The organism is Pseudoalteromonas prydzensis, assembly GCF_011050055.1.
GTDB classification, from domain to species: Bacteria; Pseudomonadota; Gammaproteobacteria; order Enterobacterales; family Alteromonadaceae; genus Pseudoalteromonas; species Pseudoalteromonas prydzensis_A.
Window position 1 is genome coordinate 12,910 of record NZ_DRGM01000012.1, and the last position, 16,177, is coordinate 29,086.

Here is a 16,177-nt window from a genome sequence, read left to right on the forward strand (position 1 = left end):
AGTTAATTTAACTGCCTTTAGTTGGCCTCCCAATGCCTTAACTTTTCGAGTTAAGGCATTTCTTATTGCTAGCGACCAAAAACACAAGCAAACCCGCAAACATTAGCGCATCCAGACTTTAATATCGGCTAAACCATTGGCTTGTAACACACTCAGTTGCTGATCAATATTATTAGTTTGTTCAAATTCAAAGGCATCTAACTGTTCATCAAAAGTGATATTGGCGACACCATCGCCACCGCGTTTTTTTACTTGATGCAGCGCGATATCCGCCAAATTGACGGAGGTTTCCCACCCAATCACTTGACCGCCTAATAGTGGCAACGGATAAAATGAAAAACCAATTGATGCAGTCAGATTAATAGTATCACCGCTTGGGAGTCTAAAAGTGTGATCGGCTATAACTTTGCAAAGCTCAGCGGCATAATTGTCGATAGCGCTACGCTTAAAATCCCGTAATAGTAATAAAAACTCATCACCACTCCAACGCGCCACATAATCTGAGCCCTGAGTTCGCGAGTTTAGTAATGCAGCCATTTGCTGTAAACAACTATCACCACCAATCGGGCCATGAGCATCATTGATACGGCTAAAATTATCAAAATTAATAATTAGCAATATCAAGGATTTCCCTTGCGCTTGTAATGATTGCGAATTACGTTGGAAATGTTCAATATCCTTTGGCAACTGATCAAACAAGAAACGACGGCTACGCAGCCCGGTGAGCTCATCAGAATGGCTCATCAATTTAAGCTGTGAGTTAACTTGATTAAGCTTATCATTTGCTTGGCGCAGCTCACCAGTACGTTCGGTGATCAGGCTTTCAAGTGCGGTTTGTTTACGCCGCTCTTGTTTTCTAAATGCCCAAAACACCAAATAAAATAACAAAATAAAGCTGCCGGTGATCAGCAGTCTAAAGTAAATTGTTTCATCAAACCGTCTTGGTACCACAAATGAGTATTCTGTACGTTGCGCCTTTTGCCAGCCTTCACCTTGGCGTTTAGCTTCAAGCTGGAATAAAAAGGCCCCTGGCGGTAAATTAGTATAAATAGCTTCGCGACGAGTATTGGCATAACGCCAATCACTGTCGAGACCAGTTAAGCGGTAACGAAATTCAATACTGGTTGGCGCATAATAGTCGATTGCCGTGTATTTTAGGGTGATATCACGTTCATCAATCTCTAACTGTGGGTTACGCCCTAGCGCCGCTGTAGCAAGCTTGCGTAGCCCAGTACTTAAACTCTCAACTTTAGGCTTTAATGGTTTAATACCAAATAGCTCAATGTCTTTGGGAATTTCTACCACACCTTGTAAGCTTGGATACCAGATTGAATTACCCGATTCAGCCACCGCATCATGGCCAAGGCCAGTACAACATTGGCTAGCTTTACCATCTAGTTGGCGATCATAGGATGAAATAACTTGCTCTACTTTTAAACTTTCAATATCACCACTAAATTGCTCAACCGGCATGCGATATACACCTTTCATGGTGCTCACCCAAATACGCTTTAGCTTCTCATCGTAACGTAAACTAAAAATAGAACCATAAGGTAAACCATTGGTTGCATCTAGCTGGCGCCAATATCCTTGACCGCTGCGATAAAACAAACCGTCATTTAATGAGCCGATCAAGATACCGACTCCATCAATATTTAGAATACTGGTAACATAAGCACTTTCAAGACTGGTTTGGTCGCCAATTTTTTCAATACCACGATCGGTAAAATAGTAAGCCCCTTTGCTGGTGCCAATTAAGCCAAAATTTGCTTCATCAACAACGTAGGTAATAAACTTACTACCTAAAAATGCATTATATGCAAACGGGGTTAACCCACCGTAACTCAGCCGGTACATTCCCCGCCCGGTGCCAAGCCAAAACCCTCCTTTGCTAGAGCGGCTGATTGCGAACACAGGGTTATCTTTTAACGCACGCCCAGGAACTGCGAACAAGGTATTGTTTTCATAAAAATACACCCCGCGCCCGGTGGCAATGTATAAGCGCGAGCCATCAAACTGTAAATCATGCACAGCTGCACGGCCATATTGATTACTTGGAATTTGATTAATGAAGTTTTTATTGAGATCAAAATACCCCACCCCACTGCGGTTTGCGACCCACAATCGCCCATCGGGGGCTTGGCTAATTGCCATTACCGCCTCGGTCATTTGTGATATAGCAGAGTGGCGCTCGATACGTCCTTCATGGGCAAGCCATAAGCCTTCACTAAAGCTGGCAAGCCAAATATTATTATCATTATCACGAAATAAATCAGCAAACCAAATACTTTGGTCAAGCTGGCTGGGTTCAACCCATTGCCAATCACCTGAGTTATCACGAAATAATAAGCGCCCATAGGTCGAAATCCACAATGCTCCGTTGGAGTCACTCATAAATTTATAGACCGCAGAGTTATTGGCATTCGGCAGCGGGAAAGGTCTTAGTTCATCATCTAAATCTAAAAAGTAAGCACCGAGCTCTGAAGCTAAATATAAATTACCTTCAAGCCAAGCTAAGTCATGAATAATGGTTTGTGCTAAGCGCTCTGGGAGCGATATTTTTGCAGTCAGCTCTAAGCGTAACTTGGCAAAATCAGAAGACGAATTTGTCAAGCGTAGTAAATAGCGTTCGTTTACTAGCCAAATGCCTTCTGGTGATAATGCCAACTGACTCACAGTACCAACAATTTGCTTTACTGAACTGGCTGCCACAACGGGTATGTATGGGCTATTGTTTATAGTGAGGTTAATTTGATTGCGAGATATAAAGTATAAGCCGTTGGCAGCAACCCAAAGACTGCCTTTAGCATCTTCTATAATATCCCGTACCGGGCCTTTTACACTGAATTCTTGCGCAGCCATTGTGGTTGGGTCTATCACCACAAGACCATCTTTAGTACCAACCCATAAATAGCCTTGGCTATCAATCAATAACTTATTGATGCCATTACTGGGCAAAAAATTACTATTTAGGGTGTTGTAATTGGTGAATGTATTACCATCAAAACGGCTGAGGCCAAACTGAGTGCCCAGCCACATATAACCTTGCTCATCCTGTACAACACTTTTCAGTGATTGCGAAGGTAAGCCATTTTGCATATTCCATTGCTGTACAACATAGTCGGTAATTGACGCCTTACTTGGCATACTGCATAACAGCACAATAATAACCAATAAAAACCGCATCATAACGTCAATACCTCGTTGCAAAAACTAAGGTTAAAAGGGCAAATAACCCATTTTAAACAATGCCTGGACACAAATTAATGAAAATATACCCGCTAAAACATCATCTGCCATAATACCGAAGCCACCGTGTAGGCGTTTATCAAGTATTCGAATAGGCCCAGGTTTAACGATATCAAAAAAGCGAAACAGTACAAAGCCAACCAATAAAGATTGCCAACTGATCGCTGCACCTATCATGGTAATGTAAAATCCGGCCACTTCATCCCACACGATAGCAGGGTGATCATGAACACCAAGATCATCGGCGGTTTTTCCACATGCCCAAAGGCCAAAAACACTGATCACCACAGCAAACACTATTTGTAACCACAGCGGAAAATACATAGTAGTAAAAATAAAAGGCAGTGCTGCAAAGGTACCAAATGTACCGGGTGCTTTCGGCGCCAGCCCTAAACCAAAACCCAAACCAAAAAATTGATGAGGGCGTTTTAAATTAAATAACGCGGGTTTATTCAAACCGACTCCTTGGTGAAGTGCTCAAAACCTGTATGTTCATACGCTAGCTTTTCGCCATCAAGCATTAACTCGATTTGCCCTTCACCACTTTTTATTTGACCAATACAGGCGGCATCAACCCCATATTGCTGTAATTTCACTTCCAACATACTTTTATTACTATCAGGCACAGTAAAGAGTAACTCATAGTCATCCCCATAATTGAGGATAAAAGGCAGTTGCTGATTTGGCTCTAAAGTAGCACGCATTGCATCTGAGGTTGGTATTTTATTCACATCAATACACGCACTCACTTGAGACATAGCCAGTACATGTCCTAAGTCTGCGACCAGTCCATCAGAGATATCAATCGCGGCCGATGCTAGACCACGCAACATTTGCCCTGCAGCAACCCGCGGTGTCGGATAATCAAATCGCTGATTAACATAACTTAAATACTCGGGAGCAATTTTAATCCCTTGTTTACGCGCTTCAATGGCAAGACCTGCATCGCCTAGTGGCCCAGTGACATAAACCCAATCGCCTACTTTAGCGCCGCTACGACGTAATGCTTTGCCTTGCGGTACAGTGCCTTTCGCACAAATAGTAATAGTCAACGGGCCTTGCGTGGTATCACCACCGATGATTTGCACGTTAAAGTATTCGGCAATTTCATGCATGCCTTCGGTAAACTCTTCAAGCCACTCAACGTCAATACTCGGTAAGGTTAACGCCACCGAAATCCATGTCGGCTCAGCCCCCATTGCCGCTAAATCACTTAAATTTACCGCCAAGGCACGATGGCCTAAAGCACGCGGTGCAATATCATCAAAAAAGTGCACGCCAGCGACAAGTGTGTCTGTCGTAACGGCTAATTGGCAGTTCTCTGGCACAGTAACCAAAGCACAATCATCACCAATCCCTAAATTAACATCGCGGCGACTAATACCGCGACCTTTAAAGTAGCGATTGATTAATTCAAATTCCTTCATACACAAAAAAGCCGGCCTATGCCGGCTCTCCTTTTACGGTTACATTACTTGCGTAAATGCTTTACCGCTTTATCAAGTACACCATTAACAAATTTATGGCTATCTTCTGCGCCAAAAATTTTAGCAAGCTCAATACCTTCATTGATAGCCACTTTATATGGTACATCTTCACGAAATTTCAGCTCATAGCTGCTTAAACGTAAAATAGCGCGTTCAACTTGGTCTAACTCATCAAATGGACGAGTTAAATGTGGCGATACGGCTTCGTCTAGTTGCTTATGATTTACCGCAACACCACGCGAAAGATCTTTAAAGTATTCAACATCAATTTTAGTTACATCGTTTTCGATCAACATTTGTTGTTCAATATCGGCAATTGCATTGCCGCTTAATTGCCAAGAATAAACGGCTTGAAGTGCTAAGATACGTGCTTTACGTCTTGCTGCTGGTTTCACAAAAATTCCTTAAACTTAAATTTTATCTAACACATTAACCATTTCAAGTGCACCTAAAGCAGCTTCGCCGCCTTTGTTGCCCATTTTAGTGCCCGCGCGTTCAATCGCTTGCTCAATGCTTTCTGTGGTTAATACGCCAAATGCAACTGGGATATCGTACTCAAGCGACACTTGCGCTAAGCCTTTATTAGATTCGCCCGCGACCAGATCAAAGTGTGGCGTACCACCTCTGATCACTACGCCTAAAGCGATAATTGCATCATACTCTTTTTTTGCTGCAACGCGTTTCGCTGCTAAAGGTAATTCAACCGCACCTGGTACATAAACTACAGTAATATCATCATCTGATACACCACCAGTACGTTTCAATTCATCAACAGCGCCTGCTAAAAGGCTGCTACCAATAAAGTCATTAAAGCGAGAAATAACGATAGCGAATTTCTTGCCCGGAGCGTATTTATTACCTTCAATAATTTTCATTCGATAACCCTAAAAAATAAGTTCAAGCGGTTGCGATTGCGCAAAAATTGCTGCGCATCATACCATATAAATAAAATAATAGCCTAGTTTAAGCGTCGTGCTTATTGTGGTTCAACGTAGTCAACCACTTCTAGGTGAAAGCCTGATAATGCATGGTACTTTTTAGGCAGGCTCATTAAGCGCATTTTTTCTATGCCTAAGTCAGCCAAAATTTGCGAACCCACACCAACAGTGCGCGATGTACCTTGGAACTTACGATGCGCTACTGTCTCACCAGCATCTTCGGCGGCAAAGGCTTTAACCGTTGCTTCTAACTCATCGGTGCATTCTTGTTTACCAAGGATCACTAACACCCCTTGGTGCTTTGCGATATAGGCCATCGCATCTGATAAACCCCAGCTTCTGTCGGCGCTGCGATCTGATAATAAAATATCGTTAAAAGTACTTTGTAAGTGAACCCGTACTAAGGTTGGCTCATTCGCTTTCACTTCACCATTTAATAGCGCGTAATGCAGCTGACCATCGATAGTGTCTTTATAAGTCACTAAATCAAACTCACCATGCACGGTTGGCAATTTACACTTTGCCACTTGCTCAATGGTGGTTTCATTCATATTGCGGTATTCGATAAGATCAGCAATAGTACCAATTTTAATATTATGTTGCTCAGCAAACACTTCTAAATCAGGGCGACGCGCCATAGTGCCATCGGCATTGAGAATCTCCACAATCACTGATGATGGCTCAAGCCCTGCTAAACGCGCTAAATCACAACCTGCTTCTGTGTGTCCTGCTCGAGTTAGCACGCCACCCGGTTGCGCCATAATTGGAAAAATATGTCCAGGTTGTACGATATCGCTTGGTACTGCACCTTTGGCAATCGCCGCTTGCACTGTACGCGCACGATCCGCAGCTGAAATACCGGTAGTCACCCCTTTAGAGGCTTCAATCGACATGGTAAAGTTCGTCGAAAATGCCGCGCCATTATTTTTCACCATCAGTGGTAAATCTAGTTGCTCACAACGCTCTTGAGTCATCGTTAAGCAGATCAGACCGCGGCCGTGAGTCGCCATAAAATTGATTGCTTCAGCACTAATATGTTCAGCGGCAATAATTAAATCGCCTTCATTTTCTCTGTCTTCATCGTCCATCAAAATAACCATTTTACCGGCTTTAATGTCATCAATAATTTCTTGTGCGCTGTGTAAATTCATAATCTGCTCGTGTAAGTTGTGGAGTATTTTTACTTTATAAAGCCCGCTTGAGCTAATAAGCTCATTGAAATATCTGAACTTGCTGGTTGCTCTGCGCCTTTGATCAAGCGCTCTAAATAGCGGGCTATTTGATCGACTTCTAAGTTCACTTGCGTGCCAACTTTAAAATCGGCTATGGTCGTTTGCTCACTGGTATGCGGCACAATGGTCAATTTAAACGTATTAGCCTCAACTGCATTGACCGTTAAGCTAATGCCATCAATACACACTGAGCCTTTATAAGGAATGTATTTCATCAATTGTGCATCGGTGCTGAGCCAATATTCCACGGCGCGGGCATTAGCCGTGATTGCGGTGATTGTTGCAATGCCATCAACATGACCAGACACTAAATGCCCACCCAGTCGCGACACCGGTTGCATGGCTTTTTCAAGGTTTACTTTTTGCCCTTGTTTATAATGAGCAAAGCCAGTCAAACCAATCGTTTCATTAGATAAGTCAGCACTAAAGCCATCGCTGTGTTTTGCTACTACGGTTAAACACACGCCGTTAGTTGCAATGCTGTCACCTAAATTGACATCCGCCATATCTAGGTTATTACTTTGAATGCGAATAGCTAAATCGCCTTGTTTTTGCTGTAATTCGCTGATCGTGCCAGTCGCTTCAATGATCCCAGTAAACATAGTCGTTACTCTTTAAATAATTTGGTTAAGGCAATGCAACTAAACGCGGTATTGCAGTAATACGAATGTCATCACCAATCAGTGTGCATTCGTTTATTGTTAAATCAACCGCCTCTTGCATAGAGCTCAGTTCCGCAAAGTTTAGTAAGCTTTTACCATCATTTCCTAACAATTTCGGCGCCAGATAGACAATATACTCATCGATTAAATTATATTCAGCCATTTTACCCGCTAAGGTTGCCCCTGCTTCTAGCCAAATATGATTAAACTGTTGCTGTTGTGCCAATTGCCGTAATGCGGCCTTTAAATCAACTTTATGATCTTTTGCAGGCACCACAATATGAGTTACGTAATGCGGCCATTGCACTGATTTATCAAGCGCAGTGGTGATAATTATTATGTCGCTTGCAATGCTAAATAAAGCTAAATCAGGCGTTAAACGATTTTGTGAATCGATAATGATACGGACAGGCTGGCGAACTGGTAATTGCGTCGGTAATGGCTCAGGCAGTTCATCAACACGCACATTGAGCTTTGCATCGTCAATTAATACTGTGTCTGCACCGGTTAAAATAGCGCAGCTTTGTGCGCGCTGTAATTGCACATCTTGACGGGCAGCAGTGCCAGTGATCCACTTGCTCTGACCGTTTTTAAGCGCGGTTTTACCATCGAGGCTTGCCGCCATTTTACAGGTAACAAACGGCATTCCCTGCTCCATGCGCTTTAAAAAACCACGGTTTAACAATCGTGCTTGGGGTTCTAATAAACCGGATGCAACCGCAATGCCGGCGTCGGCTAAAATGGCTAAGCCTTTACCCGCCACTTGTGGGTTGGGATCCACCATAGCCGCAATCACTTTTACCACACCAGCTGCTTTTAAGGCTTCGGCACAAGGTGGCGTGCGCCCAAAGTGACTACATGGCTCTAAGGTAACGTAAGCGGTTGCGCCTTTTGCTTGCGAACCAGCCATCAACAGCGCATTAACTTCGGCGTGACCTTGGCCTGCAACTTGATGAAAACCTTCACCAACAATAATATTGTCTTTTACCAACACACAACCCACATTGGGGTTTGGTGTTGTGGTAAAACGCCCTTGCTTGGCAAGCTCTATCGCGCGCGCCATATAAATTTTATCGTGTTCACTAAATTGCGGTGGGTGCATGTTATTCTCCCAAACGGGCGATTTCCTCACCAAATTCGCGAATATCTTCAAATGAACGATACACTGAGGCAAAACGTACATACGCTACTTTATCGAGTTTTTTCAGCGCTTCCATGATGCATTCACCAATTAAGTGACTTGATATTTCTCGCTCACCGGTGGCACGTAGTTGCGATTTGATAATGTTAACCACTTCATCAACTTGCTCGGTACTGACGGGGCGTTTTTCTAGTGCGCGGTGCAAGCCATTAAGCAATTTGTCTTCATTAAACGGTTCACGGCTGCCATCTTGTTTGATCACTCTTGGCATTACAAGCTCTGCCCCTTCAAAGGTAGTAAAGCGTTCATGGCATTCATTGCATTCACGACGACGTCTTACTTGGTGACCACCGCCGACAAGGCGCGAGTCTATCACTTTGGTATCTTTTGCGGTGCAAAATGGACAATGCATAGGTATCAGCTTCCGTTAAAAAACAAAAAAGGCCGCGTTTAAGCGGCCTTTATAATAGCAAAAAACAACGCTATTGTGATCTAAATTACTGTCAGCTTAACAATTAAGCGTAAACAGGTAATTTTTTACAGATTGCTTTAACTTTCTCTTTTACTTGTGCTTGTACCGACTCATCATTGATGTTGTCGAGTACGTCACAGATCCAGCCAGCAAGCTCTTTTGATTCAGCTTCTTTAAAACCACGACGCGTGATTGCAGGAGAACCGATACGTAGACCAGAAGTAACAAACGGTGAACGCGGATCATTTGGCACCGAGTTTTTGTTTACTGTGATGTTAGCATTACCGAGTGCTGCGTCAGCGTCTTTACCAGTGATGTCTTTATCGATTAAATCAAGTAAGAACAAGTGGTTTTCTGTTTTGTCAGAAACGATTTTGTAGCCGCGCTCTTGCATTACTGCAACCATAGCTTTGGCATTTTTCACAACTTGTGTTTGGTATACTTTAAACTCTGGTTGTAGTGCTTCTTTAAATGCCACTGCTTTTGCAGCAATAATGTGACATAAAGGACCACCTTGACCACCAGGGAATACCGCGCTGTTAAGCTTTTTGTAAATCGCTTCGTCGCCACATGCTGAGATGATTAGGCCGCCACGAGGACCCGCTAATGTTTTGTGAGTCGTTGTAGTAACAACGTGTGCATGAGGCACTGGGCTTGGGTAAACGCCAGCAGCAATAAGACCAGCAACGTGAGCCATATCAACAAACAGGTAAGCACCTACTTTGTCAGCGATTTCACGGAATTTAGCCCAATCAACAATACCTGAGTATGCTGAGAAGCCACCGATGATCATTTTTGGCTTGTGCTCAAGAGCCAGCGCTTCAACTTGTGCGTAATCAATTTCGCCTGTTGCTTCATCTAGTCCATATTGGATTGCATTGTAAAGCTTTCCAGAGAAACTGACGTGTGAACCGTGCGTTAAGTGACCACCATGCGCTAAGCTCATGCCAAGTACAGTGTCGCCCGCATCTAAAAGTGCTAAGAACACAGCTGCATTCGCTTGAGAACCAGCATGTGGTTGTACGTTCGCGTAATCTGAACCAAATAATTCATTGGCACGGTCAATCGCTAATTGTTCAACTACGTCAACGTGCTCACAACCACCGTAGTAACGCTTGCCTGGGTAGCCTTCAGCATATTTATTAGTTAACTGTGATCCCTGCGCTTCAAGTACGCGCGGGCTACAGTAGTTTTCAGATGCAATTAGCTCAATGTGTTCTTCTTGACGAGCAGTCTCTTTGTTGATTGCGTCAAATAACTCTGGATCAAAATCCGAAATATTCATGCTACGTTCTAACATGGGGGCTCCTAGGGCAACGTGTATGGTATTTTTTTAAAGGCTGAATTATACGCTGAAAACGTCAATTTGCCTATGCTGTAAAGATGAACATATTTAAACAGGGATTGAATTTAATTCACAGTGTTTTTGTAATGATATTTTTTTATTGAAACATAAAAATATTTAATGTTAGAACCAAGATTACATTTGATTTTTTAATGCTAACTAATCGTTCTTAAAACTCTCTCGGGAACCGCTGTAGTAATAGCTTTAATGCAATAAAAAAGCGCTATAAATAAGCCTCATAGCGCTTTTATTGTACTATTTTAATGTCTTGATTAACCTAACTTCGCTAATAGCTCTTCACGCAATGTATGGTAATCATCTTTAATATCTTGTGCTAAGCATGGCTTTGCTAGGGCATCCGCTAATGGTTTTGGCATTTCAAGTTCAATATTAAGTATCTCTTCAACACTCTCTTTAAACTTAGCCGGATGTGCTGTAGCTAAGAAAATACCTGCTGAATCAGCAGCTAAGTTAGCTTTAAGACCCTGATAAGCGATCGCTGTATGCGGTTCAGCCACATAACCTGTTTGTTGAATTTTTTTCATCGCTGCTTGAGTGTCATTTTCATTCACACTAGTTGAATAAAAGTCATCATAACTAAACCAATTATTATCGAGCATGGTTTGCACCCGCGGCCAATTATTAGGTTTACTCACATCCATGGCATTTGATAGTGACTCAATTGTGGCGTTTGGTGCCCAGTTTTTATCAAGCATAAAACGCGGTACTGTGTCATTTTGATTGGTTGTAGCGCTCAATTTAGCCACGGGCAAACCAATGACCGCACCGATCATCGCCGCACACACATTGCCAAAGTTACCACTTGGCACTGAGATATGCGCATTAGCACGTTGCTGTTTTGGCAGTTGTGCGATTGCTTCAAAGTAATAACACACTTGTGCAACCAAACGACTGATATTGATAGAGTTTGCTGAATTTAATCCTAACCGCGATTTAACTTCATCATCTAAAAAGGCATTTTTAACCATCGCTTGGCAATCATCAAAGCTGCCGTCAACCGCATAACAGTGGATGTTATTACCCAGTGTTGTGAACAGCTTTTGCTGCGCTAATGAGATTTTGCCCTTTGGATATAGAATAACCACATCGATATTTGGCTTATTATAAAACGCATGCGCAACCGCTGCGCCAGTGTCGCCTGAAGTTGCCGTTAGGATTGTGGTTTTTTCACCTTGGCTAAATTGTGCTAAGCATTCAGCCATAAAGCGCCCGCCAAAGTCTTTAAACGCCAGCGTTGGACCATGAAACAACTCTAAACAATAAATGTTCTTTTCAACTTCAACCAGTTTAACTGGAAAGTTAAAGGCATTTTTCACCATTTGCGCGACCGTATCAGCAGGCAATTCATCACCAATTAAGTGCGATAAAATCTTGCTGCTGCGGCTAACAAAATCCATATCCAGCAACGCATCAATATCCGCTATTGGCGCTAATGACTCGGGAAAGAATACCCCTTGATTGCGCCCAAGCCCTGTTTTAACCGCTGTAACGAACGACACTTGTTGTGAATCATCTTTTAAATTATGTAATTGCATTATTAATTCCTTAAATTCTTATAACTGACGCGTGCCGGCGTTATCGAGCTTACAAATATGGCAAAAGCCCTGTTCATTAATATAGTTTTGTTCAAGCCACTGCGCGCATTGCTGCGCTGCTGCAAACGTTTTACACACGGTAAATAAAGTTGGACCCGCACCCGATATACTGACAATTTCAGCACCAAGCTCTGGCAGCGCCGCTTTCGCTTCACGAAAGCCATTGATCAGTGGTGCACGATGCGGCTCTGCAATTTCATCACTCATAATAGTAAGTGCTTCATCAAAGCGACTGGTTAGCAACAAGCTGCTAAACGCTGATAGCCGCTGGGCAAATTCAACACTGGCATGCATACTCAGTTGTTTTGGTAACACTGAACGCGCTTTAGCGGTATTAAGTGAAAAACCAGGGAAAGCCGCCACATAATACCAACTTTCATCAACCGGTAAGGCTATTGATTTGTTTGGAATTAAATCACCTGTTAACTGCAAACCACCTAAATAACACGGTGTGATGTTATCGTAATGACGACCACCACTGACAATCGCTTCAAAGTCAGCCATTAACTCAATAAGTTGTACTTGACTAAGTTTAGTGCCAGCAAATTTATCCAGTGCCGCGAATGTGGCAACCACAGAGCAAGCACTTGAACCTAAACCAGAACCAATCGGTAAATTCTTTTTCAGTTCCAATTTTACGCTTGGCATGGTTGGCGCAACCTGTTCGCGAAAATGCACTAAACACTGATACGCCAAGTTTTCACTGGCATCACTGGGCAGTTTATGAGCGTATTCGCCTGAACAAACAAACTCATCCGTTATCGCGGCGCTTACAGCGACGACATCACCTAATAAGGTGCCGTCAATTGGCGCAAGTGCTGCGCCAAGTGCATCAAAACCTACTGCAAAGTTACCAATAGAAGCCGGAGCATATACTTCAATCATAGCTCTCTCCTAGCGCGATAGTGTTTTTAAAATATCAGCAAATACACCCGCAGCCGTTACCGCAGAGCCGGCACCATAACCACGAATAACAAATGGCCGTGGCTGGTAATATTCGCTCAATATTGCCAAGGCATTTTCACCATCACGAATAACGGCAAGCGCGTGTGTCGGATCCACAGCTTCGATGCCAACTTTGCAGTGACCTGCTTTAATAGTCCCAACATAACGCAGTACTTTGCCTTCACTGGCCGCACTTTCAATGCGGTCGTTAAACGCAGCATCTAAACTGGGTAGTTTTGCCATAAATTCAGCAACATCATCACCTTCAGCAAAACCCGCTGGCAGTACAGATTCAACTTCGATATCGCTAAGCTCTAATTTCAACCCTGCTTCACGGGCAATAATTAACAGCTTACGGGCAACGTCAGTGCCTGATAGATCATCGCGCGGATCAGGCTCTGTAAAACCGCTTTCTTTGGCTTTGATGGTGGCCTCTGATAATGATAAGCCATCTTGCAGCGCACCAAACATATACGACAGTGAACCCGATAAAATACCGCTGAACTCGAGTAGTTCATCGCCGGCACCAAATAGTGACTGTAGATTATCGATTACCGGAAGGCCGGCACCGACATTCGTTTCATATAAAAACTTACGGTTGTTCTTTTGCGTTGCGGCAATTAGCTCTTGATAGTAAGCATACGAGCTAGTATTAGCTTTTTTATTTGCGGCAACAACGTGGAAGCCGGCATTTAAAAAGTCCACGTACTGCGCAGCTAAAGCATCAGACGATGTACAGTCAACCAGTACTGGGTTGATCAAATGGTTTTGTTTAACAAATTGCTCAACCAGTTTTAGCTCAAAAGCTTGCTCTGATACTGCTAACTTTTGTTGCCAATCATCAAAGGCAATACCTTCACTATCTAAGTGTAACTGACGAGAGTTGGCAACACCGTACAGGTTTAGTTTGATGTTACGTTTTTCAAGCCATGCTTGTTGACGCTCTAATTGTTGAATTAATTCTTGGCCGACTAAACCACAACCTAATAAAAACACGTCAATCGATGGAATATGCGTAAAGAAGTTTTCGTGGCACACTTTCACCGCATCGTTACAAAGTTCACCATCAATCACCGCTGAAATTGCACTTTCAGTCGAATCTTGCGCGATTGCCACAATGTTAACTTGTGCTTGCGCAAGGGATGCAAAAAACTTAGCCGCTAAGCCTTTGTGGGCACGCATATTATCACCAACTAAGGTTACAATTGCTAAATTACGTTGCACATGCACCGGCTCAATTAACCCCGCTTGTGACTCAAGCTCAAAAGCGCTTTGCAATGCTTCAAGGGCAAGCGGTAAATCTGATTCATGAACACAAAAGCTGATGCTAAATTCACATGAAGATTGGGTAATTAATACAATTGATACATTATCGTGCGCAAGGGCATTAAATACCTTCGATGCCATCCCTACTTTGCCTTTCATCCCAGGACCTGACACCGTTAACATGGCAAGGTTTTGTAGACTAGATAATGCTTTTACCGGCTCTGATGACACATTATCATTGCTGATCAATGAACCTTGCGCATCGGGGTTATGGGTATTTTTAATTTCACACGGCACACCCGCTTTAGCACACGGTAGGATGGTTTTAGGATGCAGTACTTTAGCGCCAAAGTAAGATAGTTCCATCGCTTCTTTATACGATAAGAAATCAACTTTAGTGGCTTTTTTGATATAACGCGGATCGGCACTGTACACACCGTCAACATCAGTCCAAATTTGGCACACTTGCGCTTCTAAACACGCCGCCGCAATTGCGGCAGAATAATCAGAACCATTACGACCTAAAGTTGTTAACTGACCTTGTTCGTTGCTGGCAGTAAAACCAGGCATGATATAAATAGTGGCAGGATTGGCTTTTAATGCAGCTTGAAAACGAATTTTACTCGCCACTAAATCAGCTTCGGCATCAATATAACCGCCTGTTGATGCGATGCAATCTGTGGCTTCGAGGTAACGGGCGTTGTGTGAGCTTAATAAACATTGCATCAATGATACGCTGACACGCTCACCAAAACTAATTACATAAGCACGTACTTGATCAGGACAGCACTGGATCAACTTAACGCCGGCTAATTTATTGTGTAGCTCATTTAAATCAGGCCAGTTCTGTACTGCTCCAAAATCAGCTGTAACGGCACTTTTTAAGCTTTCGCAACGCGCTACCAGTGCATCCCATTGCTCGCTATAATCAAGCCCCTGCTCTGCGGCACTTGCTAAGGCAACCAGTGAATCGGTCATGCCACCGGGTGCGGATAACACCAATAACATTTCATCTTTTAATTGTGCTTTAACTAACTGAGCTACCTGCTGTAAACATGCAAAGTCGGCAAGCGACGACCCGCCAAATTTTAATACGCGCATTTTTTATGTTTCCTCATCCCATAAAACGAAAAAAGGCCTGTGTTCTTAGTGAACACAGGCCTTTAAATTTGTTGCACCGACCTATGCCACTATCCAGTTAGAATGGTGGTTGTAATAATAATGGTCAATACGTGATTATTTGTTTTCATAGCCCTTAGACTGCCTTAAACATGGCTATTCTGTCAACCCTTAATAAAAAGATAAATTATGCTTTTTGGTTATAAACAAATCTAATGAATGCCAAATTTATGCAGGATTTCATTTAATCTGGTTTTATCTATTGGCTTATCAATAAAATCAATAGCACCTAACTTTGCGACACGCTGTTTCATTGCATGTTGAATATCAGCAGAAATAACCAGCACGAAGCATTCTATTTTTTGCGCTTTAATACGCTCAAGCACCTGCACACCATCAATTTCAGGCATTGTTAAATCAAGACACAGTAAATCAAAATTATGCGTTTGCATTAATTCTAGGGCTTCGCGGCCATTTTTTGCTTGCATAATATCTGCTGTAATACATTCATCTAAACAGCGCACAACTTGTTTGCGTGCTACTGTAGAATCATCACACACCAAGACAGAAAAATTCATAATATTGACAACTAAAATACCGATAATAGATCACTGAGTGCAGTAAATCGCCACTCAAAGAATCATAATGTTATAAAAGTGAGTGTGATTTTATAACACAAAAATTTAACAACGATAAGCTTAAGTT

14 protein-coding genes are annotated in these 16,177 nt (G+C 42.7%); all 14 read right to left on the bottom strand.

Annotated features, from left to right (window positions below):
- Positions 1–102 precede the first annotated feature (102 nt).
- Entirely contained in the window at positions 103–3,189 is a 3,087-nt protein-coding gene (locus tag ENH88_RS00840) for a ligand-binding sensor domain-containing diguanylate cyclase (RefSeq protein ID WP_304178463.1), read from the bottom strand.
- A gap of 30 nt (positions 3,190–3,219) precedes the next feature.
- On the bottom strand, positions 3,220–3,705 hold the full coding sequence (locus ENH88_RS00845; protein WP_283710215.1) for a phosphatidylglycerophosphatase A family protein: 486 nt from the start codon (positions 3,703–3,705) through the stop codon (positions 3,220–3,222).
- Entirely contained in the window at positions 3,702–4,676 is a 975-nt protein-coding gene (gene thiL / locus ENH88_RS00850) for a thiamine-phosphate kinase (RefSeq protein ID WP_304178468.1), read from the bottom strand. The genes ENH88_RS00845 and thiL overlap by 4 nt, the downstream gene beginning before the upstream one ends.
- 44 nt (positions 4,677–4,720) lie before the next feature.
- Entirely contained in the window at positions 4,721–5,131 is a 411-nt protein-coding gene (gene nusB, locus ENH88_RS00855; protein ID WP_192542055.1) for a transcription antitermination factor NusB, read from the bottom strand.
- Between the two features lie 15 nt (positions 5,132–5,146).
- The gene (gene ribE / locus ENH88_RS00860; RefSeq protein WP_016708079.1) at positions 5,147–5,611 is read right to left on the bottom strand and encodes a 6,7-dimethyl-8-ribityllumazine synthase; all 465 of its coding nucleotides are present in this window, start codon (positions 5,609–5,611) and stop codon (positions 5,147–5,149) included.
- Between the two features lie 101 nt (positions 5,612–5,712).
- A complete protein-coding gene (ribBA, locus tag ENH88_RS00865; RefSeq protein WP_016708080.1) occupies positions 5,713–6,825 on the bottom strand; it encodes a bifunctional 3,4-dihydroxy-2-butanone-4-phosphate synthase/GTP cyclohydrolase II in 1,113 nt (370 codons plus the stop codon).
- Positions 6,826–6,854: 29 nt separating this feature from the next.
- The gene (locus ENH88_RS00870) at positions 6,855–7,508 is read right to left on the bottom strand and encodes a riboflavin synthase (protein ID WP_304178472.1); all 654 of its coding nucleotides are present in this window, start codon (positions 7,506–7,508) and stop codon (positions 6,855–6,857) included.
- Positions 7,509–7,533: 25 nt separating this feature from the next.
- A complete protein-coding gene (gene ribD, locus ENH88_RS00875) occupies positions 7,534–8,670 on the bottom strand; it encodes a bifunctional diaminohydroxyphosphoribosylaminopyrimidine deaminase/5-amino-6-(5-phosphoribosylamino)uracil reductase RibD (protein ID WP_304178476.1) in 1,137 nt (378 codons plus the stop codon).
- 1 nt (position 8,671) lies between these two features.
- On the bottom strand, positions 8,672–9,121 hold the full coding sequence (gene nrdR / locus ENH88_RS00880) for a transcriptional regulator NrdR (RefSeq protein ID WP_016708083.1): 450 nt from the start codon (positions 9,119–9,121) through the stop codon (positions 8,672–8,674).
- Positions 9,122–9,224: 103 nt separating this feature from the next.
- Entirely contained in the window at positions 9,225–10,481 is a 1,257-nt protein-coding gene (glyA, locus tag ENH88_RS00885) for a serine hydroxymethyltransferase (protein ID WP_304178478.1), read from the bottom strand.
- 317 nt (positions 10,482–10,798) lie between these two features.
- Positions 10,799–12,082 carry a threonine synthase gene (gene thrC, locus ENH88_RS00890; RefSeq protein ID WP_304178479.1) on the bottom strand — a complete coding sequence of 428 codons (1,284 nt, stop codon included), beginning with the start codon at positions 12,080–12,082 and terminating at the stop codon, positions 10,799–10,801.
- Between the two features lie 18 nt (positions 12,083–12,100).
- Complete coding sequence (thrB, locus tag ENH88_RS00895; protein WP_304178481.1) at positions 12,101–13,027, bottom strand: homoserine kinase; 927 nt, start codon at positions 13,025–13,027, stop codon at positions 12,101–12,103.
- A 9-nt stretch (positions 13,028–13,036) separates the two neighbouring features.
- A complete protein-coding gene (gene thrA / locus ENH88_RS00900; RefSeq protein WP_304178484.1) occupies positions 13,037–15,454 on the bottom strand; it encodes a bifunctional aspartate kinase/homoserine dehydrogenase I in 2,418 nt (805 codons plus the stop codon).
- Between the two features lie 230 nt (positions 15,455–15,684).
- Positions 15,685–16,050, bottom strand: a complete 366-nt coding sequence (locus ENH88_RS00905; protein WP_304178485.1) for a response regulator — start codon at positions 16,048–16,050, stop codon at positions 15,685–15,687.
- Between the last annotated feature and the right edge of the window lie 127 nt (positions 16,051–16,177).

What these genes read in the sequence shown, in the direction of transcription:
- ENH88_RS00840 (WP_304178463.1), bottom strand. Translation starts at nt 3,189, where the DNA reads ATGATGCGGTTTTTATTGGTTATTATTGTGCTGTTATGCAGTATGCCA.
- thiL (WP_304178468.1), bottom strand. Translation starts at nt 4,676, where the DNA reads ATGAAGGAATTTGAATTAATCAATCGCTACTTTAAAGGTCGCGGTATT.
- ribE (WP_016708079.1), bottom strand. Translation starts at nt 5,611, where the DNA reads ATGAAAATTATTGAAGGTAATAAATACGCTCCGGGCAAGAAATTCGCT.
- ribBA (WP_016708080.1), bottom strand. Translation starts at nt 6,825, where the DNA reads ATGAATTTACACAGCGCACAAGAAATTATTGATGACATTAAAGCCGGT.
- ENH88_RS00870 (WP_304178472.1), bottom strand. Translation starts at nt 7,508, where the DNA reads ATGTTTACTGGGATCATTGAAGCGACTGGCACGATCAGCGAATTACAG.
- ribD (WP_304178476.1), bottom strand. Translation starts at nt 8,670, where the DNA reads ATGCACCCACCGCAATTTAGTGAACACGATAAAATTTATATGGCGCGC.
- nrdR (WP_016708083.1), bottom strand. Translation starts at nt 9,121, where the DNA reads ATGCATTGTCCATTTTGCACCGCAAAAGATACCAAAGTGATAGACTCG.
- glyA (WP_304178478.1), bottom strand. Translation starts at nt 10,481, where the DNA reads ATGTTAGAACGTAGCATGAATATTTCGGATTTTGATCCAGAGTTATTT.
- thrC (WP_304178479.1), bottom strand. Translation starts at nt 12,082, where the DNA reads ATGCAATTACATAATTTAAAAGATGATTCACAACAAGTGTCGTTCGTT.
- thrB (WP_304178481.1), bottom strand. Translation starts at nt 13,027, where the DNA reads ATGATTGAAGTATATGCTCCGGCTTCTATTGGTAACTTTGCAGTAGGT.
- thrA (WP_304178484.1), bottom strand. Translation starts at nt 15,454, where the DNA reads ATGCGCGTATTAAAATTTGGCGGGTCGTCGCTTGCCGACTTTGCATGT.
- ENH88_RS00905 (WP_304178485.1), bottom strand. Translation starts at nt 16,050, where the DNA reads ATGAATTTTTCTGTCTTGGTGTGTGATGATTCTACAGTAGCACGCAAA.